The organism is Pseudomonas sp. LAMO17WK12:I10 (assembly GCF_900215185.1).
Taxonomy (GTDB): domain Bacteria; phylum Pseudomonadota; class Gammaproteobacteria; order Pseudomonadales; family Pseudomonadaceae; genus Aquipseudomonas; species Aquipseudomonas chlororaphis.
Window position 1 is genome coordinate 54,752 of the sequence record NZ_OBDX01000017.1, and the last position, 17,020, is coordinate 71,771.

Sequence of the window (17,020 nt, forward strand, 5' to 3'; positions counted from 1 at the left end):
CATCATGGTCAAACGCACAAGCCTGGAGGGCGCCGAATGCCCGGTGGCCCGTTCGCTGGACGCTATCGGCGACTGGTGGTCGCTGCTGATCATTCGCGATGCCTTCGACGGCATCCGCCGCTTCAGCGAGTTCCAGCGCAACCTGGGGATGGCCAAGAACATCCTCGCCGCCCGCCTGCGCACCCTGGTGGCCCATGGCATCTTCGAGGTGCTACCGGCGTCGGATGGCAGTGCCTATCAGGAGTACGTGCTGACGCAGAAGGGCAATGGCCTGTTCAACCTGATCATCGGTTTGCGACAGTGGGGCGAGGCGTATTTCTATGAGCCGGGGGAGGCGCATTCGCTGATGGTCGACCGCGAGCAGGGGCAGCCGCTGCGACCGCTGGAATTGCGCTCGGCGGACGGGCGCCTGCTCGGGCCCGAGGATTGCCGGCGGGTGCCGGTGCAATAGACGCTGGCCGCGGTTCGAGACGCGGCCAGCGCAGCAGGATCAGCGCAGGATGCCGACCATGTCGGCCACGGTGCTGAGGACATCCTTGCCCAGTTGCATCGAGCGTTTGCCCGACCAGCCGGTGAGCGGGTTGGGGTTGTCGTCATGGTCCTTGAACGGCATTTCCAGGGTCAGCGACAGGCAGTCGAACTTCTCGCCGACGCTGTTGCAGGCCAGGGTCATGTTGGCTTCGCCGGGTTTGTCCCTGGTGTAGCCGTGGGTGGTCTGGAAGTCCCGGGTCTTGTGTTTCAGGTGGCTGCGGAAATGCTCCTCGAGCTTGGCCAGGCGCGGCGTGTAGCCCGGGTTGCCTTCGCAGCCGGCGGTGAACACGTGAGGGATTTCTTCGTCGCCGTGCACGTCGAGGAACAGGTCGACACCGTACTGCTCCATCTGCTGCTGGACGAACAGCACTTCCGGGCTGAGCTCCTGGCTGGCGCTCTGCCAGGCGCGGTTCAGGTCCTGGCCCATGGCATTGGTGCGCAAATGACCGTGGAAAGCGCCGTCGGGGTTCATGTTCGGCACCAGGTACAGATCGGCGCTGGCCAGCAGCCTGTTCAGCTCGGCATCGTCACGGTGCTGCAGGCGCTCGATCACGCCCTCCATGAACCATTCGGCCATGTGCTCGCCAGGGTGCTGCTGGGCGATGATCCAGACCTTGCGCCGGCCTTCGCCGCCGTTGCCTTTGCGCAGCAGCTGGATGTCACGGCCCTCGACGCTTTTGCCGGTGGCCAGCAGTTCGGCGCCGGCCTTGGTCAGTGCCTGATCGATCAGCCAGTCGTGCCGACCGCGACTGTAGGGTTCGAAGTAGGCGAACCAGGCGTGGGTCTGGGTGGCTTCCAGGCAGAAGCGCAGGGTGTCGCCTTCAAAAATCGTCGGCACGCGGAACCAGTTGACGTGATCGTAGGAGGCCACCGCCTGGTAGCCGCTCCAGGCCTTGTTGTACGAGGATTTGCTGGCATTGCTCAGGCGGAACCAGTGTTCCTGGCCGACATGCAGGCCGCTGGCCTTGAAGTGGAACCACTGGAAATGCGCGCTACGCGTGTCGGGCTTGATGGCCAGCAGGACTTGCGAGGGGTTGCTGGCATCCAGTACTTCGATATTGCCGCTGTCGAAATTGGCAGAGATTTGAAACGAGCTTTGGGCCACGGTCATGATTCCTGAGCAGGATTTTTATGGCCGTTACTTTAGCAAGGCGGGGGAGTTGCAGGGGGGCAATTTCGGCGGGAGAGGGGGGCGTCGTCCTTGACGCGAAAGCAGCTTAGAAGCTATGCGATTGATTCTCAAGCGCTGTTTTTGCATTTGCGAGCCGTTGCGGCGGGCGTCGGCTTGCAATGAGGCATTCTTTTGCTATCATCGCCGCCAATTCAGCGGTACCCAGTCTTCATTAGCCTGAAGCCAAGCCAGAAAAACTGGCAGAAAAAAAAGACCCGGCAAAAAGCCGGGTCAAAAACCGTGATTAGCCTGATGAGGAGATAATCCAGGAGTCCGACCTAAGGTCTCTTGGGTTATCGACTGATCTCGCGACCAGTTGCTTGCAATAATAATCATTATCATTTGCAAGTCAAATGTTTTTCCCCGCCTTTTAGAAAATAATTTCCTGTCCCTGTTGCCAGCCCTGTTCATCGGCCGGATCGGCCGTGGGCGAATTCTGCCGTGGCACTCATTCCGGGCGATGGCTGTCCAGCGAGCGATCCACCAGCGCCTTGGCCATGTCGATCATGTGCACCACGGAAAACGCCAGGTCCCGCCGGGTACCCCGCAGGTGGTCGGCAGCCTCGTAGGCACTGGCCGCGGCGCAGCGCAGCAGGTCGGAAGCGTGGATCATCGCTTCCTCGCTGCTGATGCTGTGTTTGACCTCGAAGAACTTCTCGTCGATCGACGCTTCTGCAATAGCCGGTTTCAAGTAGTAGTCCATGGCCCGGCGGGCGGCCTCGCTGTCCTTGAGGGCGTTGAAGCCGACATCGGTTTCCAGTTCCGGTGCATCTTTGCTGGTTGTGCTCATGAGCGGTTCCATCCTTTGACGTGGAATAAGAGGGTCTGAGGAATGGTAATACTTAATGTATTTGTGACTAGGTTTCAAATACTACAACTTGTGTGTTGAGGGCCGAAATACACAACGTATTGTTCCGCTCCATGGACAAATGGATCGAGTTGGTTAAATCCAACATGAAGGACCGCAAGGTCACGCAAGAAAAGCTCGCGGAACGCCTGGGCATGTCCCAGGGCGGCATCGGCCACTGGCTGAGCAAACGGCGCCAGCCGAAGATCGAAGACATGAACCGGGTGCTGGAAGAAATCGGCCTGGGTTTTCTCGAAGTCGCGCTGGTGATCCGCGAAAAACCACAGGTGGATGACGAGGGCCAACTGCTGCTGGAAGGGCCGTCGTTGGTGCAGAAGTACAACCCGTACTTCCGCTATCCGGTCAGCGACTGGCGGGGCGTTGGCGAGGTGCGCGAGGCTGGTGGCGCGGGCTACGCCAGCGAGCGTTACGAGCTCTCCGACTACCAGGCCGAAGGCTCGGCTTTCTGGCTGGTCGTGGTGGGCGACGCGATGATTGCCCCCAGTGGCCTGAGCATCGCCCAGGACATGTTGATCCTGGTGGACCCGGCGGTGGAGGCGGTTCCCGGCAAGCTGGTAATCGTGCAATGCCCGGGCAGCACCGAAGCGATTTTCCGCAAGCTGGTGGAGGAGGGTGGGCAGCGTTATCTGGTGCCGCTGAATCCGACTTACCCGAAGGCGCTTTACAGCGATGACTGTCGGATTATTGGTGTGGTAGTGCAGGCTACCGCTAAATTCTGACGTAAAAATACGATCGTTCCCGCAAGGCTGCGGGAACGATCTTTTGCCTCAGGAGCTTATTCCAGCTCCACCAGGGCACTTCCCTCACTGACCATTTCGCCTTCCTGGCAATACAGCGCCTTGACCACCCCGGCTTGCGGTGCGCGGATGCTGTGTTCCATCTTCATCGCTTCCAGAACCACCAGTTGCGCGCCGGCTTCGACGCTCTGCCCGGCTTGCACCAGAACCCGCACGATGCTGCCGTTCATGGGCGCGGTCAGGCCGCCCTGGTGGCTGTGGCTGGCTTCCACCGCGGCAATTGGGTCATAGGCCGTGACCCGGTGCATCTCGCCCTGCCACTGCAGATACAGGCTGTCGCCCTGGCGAATCGCCCGGTGCTGCTGGCGCAGCCCCTTGTGTTCGATCGACAGCTGTTCGCCGTGCAAGGCCATGACCGCGTTGTGGGGGTCCAGCTTGATCGCCCGGTCCTGGCTCTCGCAGTCGAGGTGCAGCACGGTTTCCCGCGGCAGGCCGAGGCGCAGGCCGCTGGCCTTGGCCCAGGGGGAATGACGGTCGTCGGCCCGCAGCTGGTCCGGCTGGCTCTGGGCGAACGCCTGGGCGGCGGCCTGCCAGAACTCGTCGCTCAAGGCGCTGGCCGGTGGCAGCAACTGATCCTGATAGCGCGGGATAAAGCCGGTATCCAGCTCGGCGGCGGCAAAGGCCGGGTGGGCGATGATGCGCCGCAGGAACGCCAGGTTGGTCTTCAGCCCACCGATGGCGAACTCGTCGAGCATGGCCAGCAGGCGCAAACGCGCCTGCTCGCGGTTTTCGCCCCAGGCAATCAGCTTGCCGAGCATCGGGTCGTAGAATGGCGACACGCTGTCGCCTTGCTCGACGCCGCTATCGACCCGACGTCCAGGACCCGCCGCCGATTCGCGGTACAGCGCCAGGCGCCCGGTGGCCGGGAGGAAGTCGTTGCCCGGGTCCTCGGCGTACAGCCGCACTTCGATTGCATGCCCGATCAGCGGCACCTGATCCTGGGTGATTGGCAGCGCTTCGCCCTGGGCCACGCGGATTTGCCAGGCCACCAGGTCCAGCCCGGTGATGGCTTCGGTGACCGGGTGCTCCACTTGCAGGCGGGTGTTCATTTCCATGAAGAAGAATTCGCCGCGCGAATCCAGCAGGAATTCCACGGTGCCGGCGCCGACGTAACCGATGGCCTGCGCCGCGCGCACCGCGGCTTCGCCCATGGCCTTGCGCTGCTCGACGCTCAGGCCGGGGGCCGGGGCTTCTTCGACGACTTTCTGGTGGCGCCGCTGGATCGAGCAGTCGCGCTCGTTGAGGTACAGGCAGTTGCCGTGCTGGTCGGCGAACACCTGGATCTCCACATGGCGCGGCTTGAGCACGTACTTTTCCACCAGCATCCGCGAATCGCCGAAGGACGACTGCGCCTCACGCTGGGCCGAGGCCAGGGCTTCGGCCAGTTGGCTGACGTCCTCCACCACTTTCATGCCCTTGCCGCCACCGCCGGCGGTGGCCTTGAGCAGCACCGGGTAGCCGATGCGTTCGGCGGCGACGCGGAAGGTTTCCAGGTCCTGGGCTTCGCCGTGGTAACCGGGGACCAGGGGCACGCCGGCGGTTTCCATCAGTGCCTTGGCCGCCGATTTGCTGCCCATGGCGTCGATGGCCGACGCCGGCGGGCCGAGGAAGATCAGGCCGGCGGCTTCGATGGCGCGGGCGAAGCCGGCGTTCTCCGACAGAAAGCCATAGCCCGGGTGAATCGCCTGGGCGCCGCTGGCCTTGGCGGCGGCGATCAGTTTGTCGATCTGCAGGTAGCTGTCGGCGGCCTTGCTGCCGCCCAGGTCGACGCGCAGGTCGGCTTCGCGGCTGTGGCGGGCGTCACGGTCGGTGGCGCTGTGCACGGCCACGGTGGTCAGGCCCAGGGCCTTGGCGGTGCGCATCACGCGGCAGGCGATCTCGCCGCGGTTGGCCACCAGCAGGGTGGTCAGGACAGGGGCGCTCATTAACGCGACTCCTTGGTGATCTTGTCGGGCTGCCAGCTGGGCGAGCGCTTTTGCAGAAAGGCGCGCAGGCCTTCCTGGCCTTCGGGGCTGACGCGGATGCGGGCAATGGCATTTTCGCAGTAACGGCGCAGGGCCGGGGTCAGGGCGCCGTTGCCGACTTCGCGCAGCAGGTCCTTGCTGGCGCGCATGGCGCACGGGCTGTTGAGCAGCAGGTTGTCGATCCACGACGCCACTTGCTGTTCCAGCTCGGTCGCCGGGTAGCTTTCCGCCAGCAGGCCGATTTCCCGGGCCCGCTGACCGCTGAAGCGCTCGGCGGTCAGGGCATAGCGGCGCGCCGCGCGTTCGCCGATGGCCTGCACCACGAACGGGCTGATCACCGCAGGGGCCAGGCCGATGCGTACTTCCGAGAGGCAGAACTGCGCGTCGTCGGCACCGATGGCCATGTCGCAGCAACTGATCAGGCCCAGGGCGCCGCCAAAGGCCGCGCCTTGCACCACGGCCAGGGTCGGGATCTTCAGCTTGGCCAGGTTGTACATCAGCTCGGCCAGCTCGCGGGCGTCGTCGAGGTTGGTGTGGTAGTCGAGTTCGGCCGACTGCTGCATCCAGGCCAGGTCGGCGCCGGCGCTGAAATGCTTGCCGCGGCCGCGCACCAGCAGGAAACGCAGGGCCGGATCGCTTTGCACCTGATCCAGGGCGAGGATCAGCTCGCGGATCATTTCGGCGTTGAAGGCGTTGTTCTTTTCCTCGCGGCTGAGCCACAGGGTGGCGAAACCACGCGGGTCCTTCAGCAGTTCCAGGGTGTTGAAGTCGTTCATGTCGGTTTCGCTCCGGGTCACATGCGGAACACGCCGAAGCGGCTCTGTTCGATAGGGGCGTTGAGGGACGCGGACAGGGCCAGCGCCAGGACGTCGCGGGTCTGCGCCGGGTCGATGACGCCGTCGTCCCACAGCCGGGCGCTGGAATAATACGGATGGCCCTGGTGTTCGTACTGGTCGAGGATCGGCTGCTTGATCTCGGCTTCCTGGGCGGCGCTGAATGGCTGCCCGCCGCGTTCGGCCTGCTCGCGCTTGACCTGCACCAGCACCCCGGCGGCCTGCTCGGCGCCCATCACGCCGATCCGCGCGTTGGGCCACATCCACAGGAAACGTGGGTCGTAGGCGCGGCCGCACATGCCGTAGTTACCGGCGCCGAAGCTGCCGCCGATGATCACCGTGAACTTCGGCACCTTGGCGCAGGCCACCGCGGTCACCAGCTTGGCGCCGTGCTTGGCGATGCCGCCGGCCTCGTATTTCTGCCCGACCATGAAGCCGGTGATGTTCTGCAGGAACAGCAGCGGGATGCCGCGTTGGCAGGCCAGTTCGATGAAGTGCGCGCCTTTCTGCGCGGCCTCGGCGAAGAGGATGCCGTTGTTGGCGAGGATGGCGATCGGGTAGCCGTGCAGATGGGCGAAGCCGCACACCAGGGTGGTGCCGAACAGCGCCTTGAACTCATCGAAGAGCGAAGCGTCCACCAGCCGCGCAATGACTTCGCGCACATCGAAAGGTTGTTTGGCGTCCGCCGGAATCACCCCGTACAGCTCGTCGCTGGTATACAGCGGGGCGATCGGCGCGCGTTGCTGCAATTCGCCCTGCTTGCGCCAGTTGAGGTTGGCGATGCTGCGCCGGGCCAGGGCCAGGGCGTGTTCGTCGCTGTCGGCGTAGTGGTCGGCGACACCGGAGATCTTGCAGTGCACATCGGCACCACCGAGGTCTTCGGCGCTGACCACTTCACCGGTGGCGGCTTTCACCAGCGGCGGGCCGGCGAGGAAGATGGTGGCCTGTTCGCGGACCATGATCGCTTCGTCGGCCATGGCCGGCACGTAGGCGCCACCGGCGGTGCAGGAGCCCATGACCACGGCGATCTGCGGGATGCCCTGGGCGCTCATGTTGGCCTGGTTGAAGAAGATCCGCCCGAAGTGTTCGCGGTCGGGGAACACCTCGTCCTGGCGCGGCAGGTTGGCGCCACCCGAATCCACCAGGTAGATGCAGGGCAGGCGGTTCTGCTGGGCGATGGTCTGGGCGCGCAGGTGTTTTTTCACGGTCAGCGGGTAATAGGAGCCGCCTTTCACCGTGGCGTCGTTGGCCACGATCATGCATTCGACGCCTTCGACCCGGCCGATGCCGGCAATCACCCCAGCGGCCGGCACGTCTTCGCCATACACCTGATACGCCGCCAGCTGGCTGACTTCGAGGAAGGGCGAGCCCGGGTCGAGCAGGCGGTTGATGCGCTCGCGCGGCAGCAGTTTGCCACGCGAGGTGTGCCGTTCCTGGGCCTTGGCGCCGCCGCCTTGCTGGACCTGGGCGAGCAGGGTGTGCAGGGCGTCGACCTGTTTGAGCATCGCTTCGCTGTTGGCGACGAACTCCGCCGAACGGGGATTGAGCTGGGTATGCAGGATAGCCATGGACAGCTCCGTTAGCGGGTTTCGTTGAACAGTTCGCGACCGATCAGCATGCGGCGGATCTCACTGGTGCCGGCGCCGATTTCATACAGCTTGGCGTCGCGCAGCAGGCGGCCGGCGGGGAACTCGTTGATGTAGCCGTTGCCGCCAAGGATCTGGATTGCGTCCAGGGCCATCTGGGTGGCACGTTCGGCGCTGTAGAGGATCACCCCGGCGGCGTCCTTGCGCGTGGTCTCGCCGCGCTCGCAGGCCTGGGCCACGGCATACAGGTAGGCGCGGCTGGCGTTGAGCTGGGTGTACATGTCGGCGACCTTGCCCTGGATCAGCTGGAACTCGCCGATGCTCTGGCCGAACTGCTTGCGGTCGTGGATGTAGGGCACCACCAGGTCCATGCAGGCCTGCATGATCCCGGTCGGGCCGCCGGAGAGCACCACGCGCTCGTAGTCCAGGCCGCTCATCAGCACCTTAACGCCACCATTGAGCACGCCGAGGATGTTCTCTTCCGGCACTTCCACATCGTCGAAGAACAGCTCGCAGGTGTTGGAGCCGCGCATGCCCAGCTTGTCGAACTTGTTGCTGCGGCTGAAGCCTTTCCAGTCGCGCTCGACGATGAACGCGGTGATGCCGTGCGGGCCCTTTTCCAGGTCAGTCTTGGCGTAGATCACATAGGTGTTGGCGTCGGGGCCGTTGGTGATCCAGGTCTTGCTGCCGTTGAGCACGTAGCGATCGCCACGCTTGTCGGCGCGCAGCTTCATCGAGACCACATCGGAGCCGGCGTTGGGTTCGCTCATGGCCAGGGCGCCGATGTGTTCGCCGCTGATCAGCTTGGGCAGGTAGTGGCTTTTCTGTTGGTGGTTACCGTTGCGGTTGATCTGGTTGACGCAGAGGTTGGAGTGGGCGCCGTAGGAGAGGGCGACCGAGGCTGAGCCGCGGCTGATTTCTTCCATGGCCACCACGTGGGCCAGGTAGCCCAGGCCGGCGCCGCCGTATTCTTCCGGCACGGTGATGCCCAGCAGGCCCATGTCGCCAAACTTGCGCCACATGTCGGCGGGGAACAGGTTGTCGATGTCGATCTGTGCCGCCCGTGGCGCCAGCTCGGCCTTGACGAAGGCCTGCACCTGGTCGCGGAGCATGTCGATGGTTTCGCCGAGGGCAAAGTTCAGGGTCGGATAGCTCATGGGGGCACCTTCAAACTTGTTTTTATGTAAGGGGTCGGGCTGTGGAGAGCGGCTGATTCGGCTCTCACCTTTACGTTAACGTAAGCCTGCGACGGGTGGCTGTCAATCACCCTTTACGTAAACGTCAACTTGCGCCAGAGTAGGGGCGTTTTCGCTGGGGGCCAGGCTCCTTCGCTACATGCCTGGCTCATGCTTACCCACTAATAAAGACAATAGGGGTCATCATGGATCAACCCGCATCCGCGCCGAGGCGCAGCTACACTCGCGGCACGCAGGACAAGGCCTTGCTGGCGCTGACTATCGGTCAGGCGTTCGATCGTACGGTGGCGTCATACCCTCGGGGCGAAGCCCTGGTGGTGTGTCATCAGCAACTGCGCTACAGCTGGCAGCAACTGGCCGAAACCGTCGATCTGCATGCCCGGGCGCTGCTGGCCCTGGGGCTCAAGACCGGCGACCGGCTGGGCATCTGGGCTCCCAACTGTGCCCAGTGGTGCATCAGCCAGTTCGCCAGCGCCAAGATCGGCGCGATCCTGGTGAACATCAATCCAGCCTATCGCAGCTCCGAACTGGAATACGTGCTCAAGCAGTCCGGCTGCCAGTGGCTGGTGTGCGCCGGCGCGTTCAAGACCTCCGATTACCACGCCATGCTCCAGGGCCTGGCGCCCGAGCTGGCGCAGCAGTCCATCGGCCAGCTGCAAAGCGAGCGCCTGCCGGATTTGCGCGGCGTGATCAGCCTCGATGCCCAGCCGCCGTCGGGCTTTCTGCCCTGGTCGCAGTTGGCCGACCTGGGGGCCGGCGTCAGCGTCGAAGCGCTGCGCGAACGCCAGGACAGCCTGGACCCCGACCAGGCGGTGAATATCCAGTACACCTCCGGCACCACCGGTTTCCCCAAGGGCGCGACCCTCAGCCACTACAACATCCTCAACAACGGTTACATGGTCGGCGAGAGCCTGGGCCTGGGCCACGAGGACCGCCTGGTGATCCCGGTGCCGCTGTACCACTGCTTCGGCATGGTCATGGGCAACCTGGGCTGCGTGACCCACGGCACGACCATGATCTACCCCAACGATGCCTTCGATCCGCTGCTGACCCTGGGCGCCGTGGCCGAGGAAAAGGCCACCGGGCTGTACGGCGTGCCGACCATGTTCATCGCCATGCTCGACCAGCCACGGCGTGCCGAGTTCGACCTGTCGAGCCTGCGCACCGGGATCATGGCCGGGGCCACCTGTCCGATCGAGGTGATGCGCCGGGTCATCAGCGAGATGCACATGAGCGAAGTGCAGATCGCCTACGGCATGACCGAAACCAGCCCGGTGTCGTTGCAGACCGGCCCGGCGGACGAGCTTGAGCTGCGCGTGACCACGGTCGGCCGCACCCAGCCGCAGCTGGAAAGCAAGATCATCGACGAGGCGGGCAATATCGTGCCGCGCGGCACCATCGGCGAGCTGTGCACCCGCGGTTACAGCGTGATGCTGGGCTACTGGAACAACCCCCAGGGCACGGCCGAAGCCATCGACCAGGCCGGCTGGATGCACACCGGCGACCTGGCGACCATGAACGAGCAGGGTTACGTGTGCATCGCCGGGCGTAACAAGGACATGATCATCCGCGGCGGCGAGAACATTTATCCGCGCGAGCTGGAGGAGTTTTTCTTCACCCACCCAGCGGTGGCCGACGTGCAGGTGATCGGCATCCCGTGCTCGAAATATGGCGAGGAGATCGTCGCCTGGATCAAGTTCCACCCTGGCCACAGCGCCAGCGAGGAGGAGCTGCAGGCCTGGTGCAAGGCGCGTATCGCTCACTTCAAGACGCCGCGTTACTTCAAGTTCGTCGAGGAATTCCCGATGACCGTGACTGGCAAGATCCAGAAGTTCAGGATGCGCGAGATCAGCATCGAGGAGTTGCGCGGGCGTTCCTGAGCCATTCGAGCAGGCTCCCGCGAATATGTGCGGGAGCGGCCCGCGAGCCGTTTTGGGGGGCGCAACCGAGCCAGGAGAGGGGAGGGAAACAGGAAGGCCGGAAAGCACAAAGGGGAGCCGAAGCTCCCCTTTAATTTTTGTCGTTGCGTGCTCTTTTTTTATTATTGAGGGGCGGTCTGTTGTTGTTTTTGGCAACCGTTACCCTTTACCGCTGTTTTTGGCGATCCCCATCCGGGATCAAGAGCAAACGTATTTTTTTGAGCGCTGATCTATTTTCTCGCTTGAGCGACCAACCAGTTCGGGAGCTACCTTGGGGTAGTTTTATTGTTCTCTGCCCGGTTGCGGGTGGCTCTTATTGTTAAAGACACCCTGGAAAACACATCCTCTCCAAAAAAATCTGTTAGCTGCGTCTCTGCCGTGTTGTTTTTGTTATGTCAGAGTCGTTTCGTCTTATTTTTATTAGCTTTGCTGCTTTTTATTCTTGTTATGCCAGAGATATAGCAGAAGCCATGCCAACTTTTTAAAATCCTTTAAAATCAATGGCTTGATAAAATCGGCCTTTCATCTGTACCGCTAGAAAATCGACAAACTGTTTCCGTGTTACCCGTTTCGAGCGTGCGCCAGAGCGGCCGGTAACACCCTGAAACAGGCGTGCCCCTCAACCTGGGTAACGGGCCTTGGCGACGCGCGAGCCGGTGGGCCGCCCCAGCACGGAGCAGATCTGCTGGCCGGCGAGGATCAGGCGCTCCATGTCGATACCGGTTTCGATGCCCAGCCCGTTGAGCAGGTACAGCACGTCCTCGCTGGCGACGTTACCGCTGGCGCCCTTGGCATAGGGGCAGCCGCCGAGCCCGGCGATCGAGCTGTCGAACACCGCGATGCCCTCCAGCAGGCTGGCGTAGATATTGGCCAGGGCCTGGCCATAAGTGTCGTGGAAGTGCCCGGCGAGCTTGTCCCGCGGAACGTGGGCGGCCACCACCTCGAACATGCGGCGGGTAGCGCCGGCGGTGCCAGTGCCGATGGTGTCGCCCAGGGACACTTCGTAGCAGCCCATGCTGTACAGCTCGCGGGCGACCACGGCGACCTGTTCCGGCGCCACCTCGCCTTCATACGGGCAGCCCAGCACGCAGGACACGTAACCGCGCACGGTAACGCCGTGCTGTTTCGCTGCCTCCATGATCGGCACGAAGCGTTCCAGGCTCTCGCTGATGGAGCAGTTGATGTTGCGCTGGGAAAACGCCTCGGAGGCGGCGGCGAACACCGCGACTTCCTTGACCCCGGCGGCCAGGGCGTCTTCGAAACCGCGCAGGTTCGGGGCGAGGGCGCCGTAGGTCACCCCCGGCTTGCGCTGGATCTGCGCGAACACCTCGGCGGACCCGGCCATCTGCGGCACCCATTTGGGCGAGACGAAACTGCCGACTTCTATATAGCCGAGCCCGGCCGCGCTCAGGGCATCCACCAGTTGCACCTTGTCGGCGACGCTGATGGGCTGGGCTTCGTTCTGCAAACCGTCGCGAGGACCGACTTCGACCAGGCGGACATGGGGGGGGAGGGACATGAGAGCTTTACCTATATTAAGTGGGCACTAATGTAGCCGCTGCCGCAGGCTGCGCTCGGCGACGAAGTCGACGCAAAACCAGGCGCTACGGTCCGTCTGGCAGATTGTCTGTGTTGCTGGCGCGGCCGCGAGCGATCGCCGCCTGGGGCGGTTACTGCACGGCGCTTTTCTGATTCTGGATGGTCTGCTCCAGCGCCTGGGTGCAGCGCTCTTCCGCGGTGTCCAGCTCCAGCTTCATCTGTTCGATGTCCAGCAGCTGTTGCTCCAGCTGTTCGCGGCGCTCGGCGATTTTCGCCAGCATGCTGTGCAGCTGTTTCAGGTTGCCGCTGCTGGGGTCGTAGAGTTCGATCAGTTCGCGGCATTCGGCCAGGGAGAAGCCGATGCGCTTGCCGCGCAGGATCAGCTTCAGGCTGACCTTGTCCCGTGGCGAGTAGATGCGTTCCTGGCCACGGCGTTCGGGGGCGAGCAGGCCTTGTTCTTCATAGAAACGGATGGCCCGGGTGGTGATGTCGAGCTCGCGGGCAAGGTCGGAAATGCTGTAGGTCTGGCTGCTCATGGGGGCACTCGAAAAAGGTCTTGGCGTTAAGCTAATTCGAGGTTGACGTATACGTCAAGCAGGATGCCGCCCTATCTGTAGAAGCGAGGCTTGCCCGCGATGGGTACGCTGAGGTTTCCCTGAACCACCACGTTCTCCCTTATCGCGGGCAAGCGTTGCGCCTGCACATCACTTTTCGAGTTTTTTCTCGTGGGCCGTCACCTGCTGGCACAGCTCGATCATCTGCTCGCGCATCCAGCGGTTGGCCGGGTCCTGGTCGGTGCTTTCGTGCCAATAGAGGTGGGTTTCCAGCGGCGGCACGTCGTTGACCGGCAGGTTGAACGCCTGCAGGTCGTGGCGCCGGGCGAAGCGCTCGGGCACGGTCATGACCATGTCGGTCTGCTGCAGCACTTGCGAGGCCATCAGGTAATGCTGGGAGCGCAGGGCGATCTTGCGCTGGATGCCCATCTTGCCCAGGGCCAGGTCGACGTAACCCAAGCCGCTGCGACGGCTGGAAATATGGATGTGGGTCAGCGACAGGTAGTCGTCGAGGCTGAGTTTTTCCTTGTTCGCCAGCGGGTGGCTCTTGCGCATGGCGCACACATAGCGGTCTTCCATCAGCTTGACGTGGCGGACCTGCGGGTCGGTGTTGAGCGGGGCATCGACGGCGAAATCCAGACGGCCGGCGGCCAGTTCCTTGGTGGTTTCCCGGCGTTTGGACAGGAAACTCTCGATGATCACCGTGGGCGCCAGGCGCCGCAAGCGCTGGAACAGCGGCGGCAGGATCACCGCCTCGGTCAGGTCGGTCATGCTGATGCGGTAGGTCTTGACCGCCTGCAAGGGGTTGAAGATGCGGCTTTCCTGCACCGACACCCGCAGCAGCGAAAGGGCGTTGCGCACCGGGCCGATGATGTTCTGCGCCATGGGCGTGGGCACCATGCCCTGGGCGGTTCGTACGAACAGTGGGTCGTTGAAGGTCTCGCGCAGGCGGGCCAGGGCGTTGGAGACAGCGGGCTGAGTGATGCCGACGATCTGCCCGGCGCGGGTCAGGTTGGCTTCGGTGTAGATCGCGTCGAAGACGATGAAAAGGTTGAGGTCGACCTTGCTCAGATTCATTGCGCTGCACTCTTATTGTTAGGGGCCGGAGGATGGACTGATTGGCCTGCTTGATCAGTCAATCATATATCGGTGATGAATGTTAATACACGCCGAGAATAGGCTAGGTAAATTTTCGTAAGCTGTTCTAGCATCGGTTCCATGCCCTCAACCACCTCGCCAAGAAGGTAGCTGCCCATGGATTTCGCCTATTCACCCAAGGTTCAGGAACTGCGTGAGCGCGTGACCGCGTTCATGGACACTTATGTCTATCCGGCTGAAGCGGTGTTCGAGCGCCAGGTCGCCGAAGGCGATCGCTGGCAGCCGACGGCGATCATGGAAGAACTCAAACTCAAGGCCAAGGCCGAGGGCCTGTGGAACCTGTTCCTGCCCGAGTCGGAACTCGGCGCCGGCCTGACCAACCTCGAATACGCGCCGCTGGCGGAAATCATGGGCCGCTCCCTGCTGGGGCCGGAACCGTTCAACTGTTCGGCACCGGACACCGGCAACATGGAAGTGCTGGTGCGTTACGCCAATGAAGAGCAGAAGCAACGCTGGCTGGAGCCGCTGCTGCGCGGCGAGATCCGCTCCGCCTTCGCCATGACCGAGCCGGACGTGGCGTCGTCCGACGCCACCAACATGGCGGCCCGCGCGGTGCGCGATGGCGACGAGTGGGTGATCAACGGCAAGAAGTGGTGGACCTCGGGAGCCTGCGACCCGCGCTGCAAGATCCTCATCTTCATGGGCCTGAGCAACCCGGACGCGCCGCGCCACCAGCAGCATTCGATGATCCTGGTGCCGGTCGACACCCCCGGGGTGAAGATTGTCCGGCCGCTGCCGGTGTTCGGTTACGACGACGCCCCCCACGGCCATGCCGAAGTGCTGTTCGACAATGTGCGGGTGCCGTACGAGAACGTGCTGCTGGGCGAAGGCCGTGGTTTCGAGATCGCCCAGGGCCGCCTTGGTCCGGGCCGGATTCACCACTGCATGCGTTCGATCGGCATGGCCGAGCGCGCGCTGGAACTGATGTGCAAGCGTGCGGTGAGCCGCACCGCTTTCGGCAAGCCGCTGGCGCGCCTGGGCGGTAATATCGACAAGATCGCCGACTCGCGGATGGAGATCGACATGGCGCGCCTGCTGACCCTGAAGGCGGCGTACATGATGGACACCGTCGGTAACAAGGTGGCGAAAAGCGAAATTGCCCAGATCAAGGTGGTGGCGCCGAACGTGGCCTTGAAGGTGATCGACCGGGCCATCCAGATTCATGGCGGGGCCGGGGTCTCCAACGATTTCCCGCTGGCCTACATGTACGCCATGCAGCGTACGCTGCGCCTGGCCGACGGCCCGGACGAAGTACACCGCGCGGCCATCGGCAAGTTCGAAATCGGCAAGTACGTGCCCAAGGAAATGCTGCGCAGCGGGCATTAAAAGCGATCGCGGGCAAGCCTCGCTCCTACGGAAGAATCTGTAGGAGCGAGGCTTGCCCGCGAAGCGTCCTCGATTACCCCGCTGGTTTCTCTCTCAATACACCCAGACTTCCACCCGCCGATTCTTGATCCGCCCCTCGTCCGCGGTATTGGCCGCGACCGGCATCTGCGCGCCAAAACCGCGGATCTCGCGCAACACCACACCGTTTCTCACCAGCTCCCGGCGCACGGTCATGGCTCTGAGCTTGGACAGCAGCGCCGCGCGGGCCGGATCGTTCTTGGCATCGCCGAAGCCAACCAGGGTCACGCGCTTGGCCAGCTTGTCGTGCCGCTTGAGAAAGTCCAGGACCCGTGGCAGGTCCTGGCGCGCCTTGTTGTCGAGGGTGGCGCTGCCTTCCTCGAAGCGAAAGTTCACGGTCAGGCGCTGCGCCTGCCGGGCGATGGCCTGGTAACCCTCGGGCATCTGCGGGGCGGGGGCGACACTCATGGCCAGCACCGTCTGGGCGATAAAACCGTTGGTCGCGACTATGGCCTGGCCCCTGGCGCTTTGGGCGAAACGCACCAGGGCCCTGGCCCAGGGGTTTTGCTCATCGGGCGGCAGGTAGAAGTACAGGCGCCGTGACAATGGGTAGTCCTCGGTGGCGATCAGGCTGTCGAGGGGCTGCATCGGTTGCGAGCCGCCGTCGACGATCGCCACGGCCTTGGCCTGGCGCACATAAGGCAGGCCGATGAAACCGATGCCCTGGGGATCGCGGCTGACCGCGTCAGAGAGTTGTTCGCTGGACTCGAAGCGTTTCGCCGCGGGGCTCAGGTTCTTGTCGCGGCGGGCCAGCACCAGTTCCTTGAAGGTGTCGTAGGTGCCGGAGCGGTCATCGCGGGCGTACAGGTGAATGGCGCCGCCGACGCCGCCCAGTTGTTCCCAGGTTTTCACCTCGCCGCTGAACACCCGCGCCAGTTGTTCGGTGTCCAGCCGCGTCAGCGGGTTGTGCGGGTGGAGGATGATGGCCAGGCCGTCGATGGCGATCACCTGTTCGGCGTCGGGGTCTTTCAGGTCGCCGAGGGCTTCCAGCTCCACCAGTTCGCTGTCCTTGATCGGCCGCGACGCGGCGGCGAGGTCGGCGCTGGCGTTCTTCAATGCGGCAAAGCCGGTACTGGAGCCATGCGCGGCGATCTCGACGACGACGCGCCGGCCCTGGGCACCCTGGCCGGTCACCCGACGCTCGTTGTCTTTGCCCGTCGCCTCGATCCGTATGTCGAGCAAACCCTGTTCTTGCATCAGGCCCTTGACCAGGGCCGGGCCCAGCGCGGCACCGATGGTATTGGAACCCTGGATGCGCAGCACCGGCTGGTTGTTGCCAGCCAGGGGCAGGGCGGCGAACACCGACCAGGGCAGGGCGTAGCAGACGAAGCCGACCAGCAGCAGGCAGAGGGTTCGGCACCAGAGGTCCGGTTCACTGACGGTGGAGACGCGTGACATGCGGCAATGGCCTTCTATGGCGGGAGCGAGTGCGGCGAGATTAAGTCAGGGAGGTGACGGGGATGTGACAGTTGATGGGGGGAATCGGAGCGTTCCCCAGGC

Annotated in this window: 14 protein-coding genes; 4 read left to right on the forward strand and 10 right to left on the reverse strand. The window is 63.5% G+C overall.

Features of this window, described 5'->3' with window-relative positions; all coding sequences use genetic code 11:
- The first annotated feature begins 4 nt into the window (after positions 1–4).
- Positions 5–451, forward strand: coding sequence for a helix-turn-helix domain-containing protein (locus CRO75_RS18735; protein ID WP_085534093.1), 447 nt, complete (start codon positions 5–7; stop codon positions 449–451).
- Positions 452–490: 39 nt separating this feature from the next.
- On the opposite strand, the gene CRO75_RS18740 is transcribed toward CRO75_RS18735, so the two are convergent.
- Both CRO75_RS18740 and CRO75_RS18745 read right to left on the reverse strand, forming a co-directional pair.
- Positions 491–1,642 (reverse strand): M14-type cytosolic carboxypeptidase, encoded by a 1,152-nt coding sequence (locus CRO75_RS18740; protein WP_037035520.1) that lies wholly within the window; start codon positions 1,640–1,642, stop codon positions 491–493.
- A 508-nt stretch (positions 1,643–2,150) separates the two neighbouring features.
- Positions 2,151–2,492, reverse strand: a complete 342-nt coding sequence (locus CRO75_RS18745; RefSeq protein WP_009044623.1) for a DUF3077 domain-containing protein — start codon at positions 2,490–2,492, stop codon at positions 2,151–2,153.
- Between the two features lie 131 nt (positions 2,493–2,623).
- Here CRO75_RS18745 and CRO75_RS18750 point away from each other — a divergent pair, with 131 nt between their 5' ends.
- On the forward strand, positions 2,624–3,289 hold the full coding sequence (locus CRO75_RS18750; RefSeq protein WP_009044622.1) for an XRE family transcriptional regulator: 666 nt from the start codon (positions 2,624–2,626) through the stop codon (positions 3,287–3,289).
- Positions 3,290–3,345: 56 nt separating this feature from the next.
- Here the strand turns inward: CRO75_RS18750 and CRO75_RS18755 are convergent, their stop codons facing one another.
- The 4 genes from CRO75_RS18755 to CRO75_RS18770 are packed head-to-tail and all read right to left on the reverse strand — an operon-like array spanning position 3,346 to position 8,907.
- On the reverse strand, positions 3,346–5,292 hold the full coding sequence (locus tag CRO75_RS18755) for an acetyl/propionyl/methylcrotonyl-CoA carboxylase subunit alpha (RefSeq protein ID WP_097137446.1): 1,947 nt from the start codon (positions 5,290–5,292) through the stop codon (positions 3,346–3,348).
- A complete protein-coding gene (locus tag CRO75_RS18760) occupies positions 5,292–6,107 on the reverse strand; it encodes a gamma-carboxygeranoyl-CoA hydratase (RefSeq protein ID WP_009044620.1) in 816 nt (271 codons plus the stop codon). Before CRO75_RS18760 ends, CRO75_RS18755 begins: the two co-directional genes overlap by 1 nt.
- A gap of 17 nt (positions 6,108–6,124) precedes the next feature.
- Positions 6,125–7,732: a carboxyl transferase domain-containing protein gene (locus CRO75_RS18765; RefSeq protein WP_097137448.1), complete on the reverse strand. Its 1,608-nt coding sequence runs from the start codon at positions 7,730–7,732 to the stop codon at positions 6,125–6,127.
- 11 nt (positions 7,733–7,743) lie between these two features.
- Positions 7,744–8,907 carry an isovaleryl-CoA dehydrogenase gene (locus CRO75_RS18770; RefSeq protein WP_007929657.1) on the reverse strand — a complete coding sequence of 388 codons (1,164 nt, stop codon included), beginning with the start codon at positions 8,905–8,907 and terminating at the stop codon, positions 7,744–7,746.
- Between the two features lie 224 nt (positions 8,908–9,131).
- Here CRO75_RS18770 and CRO75_RS18775 point away from each other — a divergent pair, with 224 nt between their 5' ends.
- Positions 9,132–10,826, forward strand: a complete 1,695-nt coding sequence (locus CRO75_RS18775) for an AMP-binding protein (protein ID WP_097137450.1) — start codon at positions 9,132–9,134, stop codon at positions 10,824–10,826.
- A 658-nt stretch (positions 10,827–11,484) separates the two neighbouring features.
- Here CRO75_RS18775 and CRO75_RS18780 read toward each other — a convergent pair.
- From CRO75_RS18780 to CRO75_RS18790, 3 genes are all read right to left on the reverse strand, one after another.
- On the reverse strand, positions 11,485–12,384 hold the full coding sequence (locus tag CRO75_RS18780) for a hydroxymethylglutaryl-CoA lyase (RefSeq protein ID WP_097137452.1): 900 nt from the start codon (positions 12,382–12,384) through the stop codon (positions 11,485–11,487).
- 151 nt (positions 12,385–12,535) lie between these two features.
- The gene (locus CRO75_RS18785) at positions 12,536–12,940 is read right to left on the reverse strand and encodes a MerR family DNA-binding transcriptional regulator (RefSeq protein ID WP_007929654.1); all 405 of its coding nucleotides are present in this window, start codon (positions 12,938–12,940) and stop codon (positions 12,536–12,538) included.
- Between the two features lie 168 nt (positions 12,941–13,108).
- A complete protein-coding gene (locus CRO75_RS18790) occupies positions 13,109–14,035 on the reverse strand; it encodes a LysR family transcriptional regulator (protein WP_009044615.1) in 927 nt (308 codons plus the stop codon).
- A 177-nt stretch (positions 14,036–14,212) separates the two neighbouring features.
- Between CRO75_RS18790 and CRO75_RS18795 the strand changes: the two genes are divergently transcribed.
- Entirely contained in the window at positions 14,213–15,442 is a 1,230-nt protein-coding gene (locus tag CRO75_RS18795) for an acyl-CoA dehydrogenase (RefSeq protein ID WP_009044614.1), read from the forward strand.
- A 93-nt stretch (positions 15,443–15,535) separates the two neighbouring features.
- On the opposite strand, the gene CRO75_RS18800 is transcribed toward CRO75_RS18795, so the two are convergent.
- On the reverse strand, positions 15,536–16,918 hold the full coding sequence (locus CRO75_RS18800; RefSeq protein ID WP_097137454.1) for a phosphate ABC transporter substrate-binding/OmpA family protein: 1,383 nt from the start codon (positions 16,916–16,918) through the stop codon (positions 15,536–15,538).
- Positions 16,919–17,020: the final 102 nt, after the last annotated feature.

Coding starts and splice junctions, on each gene's coding strand:
- CRO75_RS18800 (WP_097137454.1), bottom strand. CDS start 16,918: ATGTCACGCGTCTCCACCGTCAGTGAACCGGACCTCTGGTGCCGAACC.
- CRO75_RS18735 (WP_085534093.1), top strand. CDS start 5: ATGGTCAAACGCACAAGCCTGGAGGGCGCCGAATGCCCGGTGGCCCGT.
- CRO75_RS18770 (WP_007929657.1), bottom strand. CDS start 8,907: ATGAGCTATCCGACCCTGAACTTTGCCCTCGGCGAAACCATCGACATG.
- CRO75_RS18780 (WP_097137452.1), bottom strand. CDS start 12,384: ATGTCCCTCCCCCCCCATGTCCGCCTGGTCGAAGTCGGTCCTCGCGAC.
- CRO75_RS18775 (WP_097137450.1), top strand. CDS start 9,132: ATGGATCAACCCGCATCCGCGCCGAGGCGCAGCTACACTCGCGGCACG.
- CRO75_RS18750 (WP_009044622.1), top strand. CDS start 2,624: ATGGACAAATGGATCGAGTTGGTTAAATCCAACATGAAGGACCGCAAG.
- CRO75_RS18785 (WP_007929654.1), bottom strand. CDS start 12,940: ATGAGCAGCCAGACCTACAGCATTTCCGACCTTGCCCGCGAGCTCGAC.
- CRO75_RS18740 (WP_037035520.1), bottom strand. CDS start 1,642: ATGACCGTGGCCCAAAGCTCGTTTCAAATCTCTGCCAATTTCGACAGC.
- CRO75_RS18765 (WP_097137448.1), bottom strand. CDS start 7,732: ATGGCTATCCTGCATACCCAGCTCAATCCCCGTTCGGCGGAGTTCGTC.
- CRO75_RS18755 (WP_097137446.1), bottom strand. CDS start 5,292: ATGAGCGCCCCTGTCCTGACCACCCTGCTGGTGGCCAACCGCGGCGAG.
- CRO75_RS18795 (WP_009044614.1), top strand. CDS start 14,213: ATGGATTTCGCCTATTCACCCAAGGTTCAGGAACTGCGTGAGCGCGTG.
- CRO75_RS18745 (WP_009044623.1), bottom strand. CDS start 2,492: ATGAGCACAACCAGCAAAGATGCACCGGAACTGGAAACCGATGTCGGC.
- CRO75_RS18790 (WP_009044615.1), bottom strand. CDS start 14,035: ATGAATCTGAGCAAGGTCGACCTCAACCTTTTCATCGTCTTCGACGCG.
- CRO75_RS18760 (WP_009044620.1), bottom strand. CDS start 6,107: ATGAACGACTTCAACACCCTGGAACTGCTGAAGGACCCGCGTGGTTTC.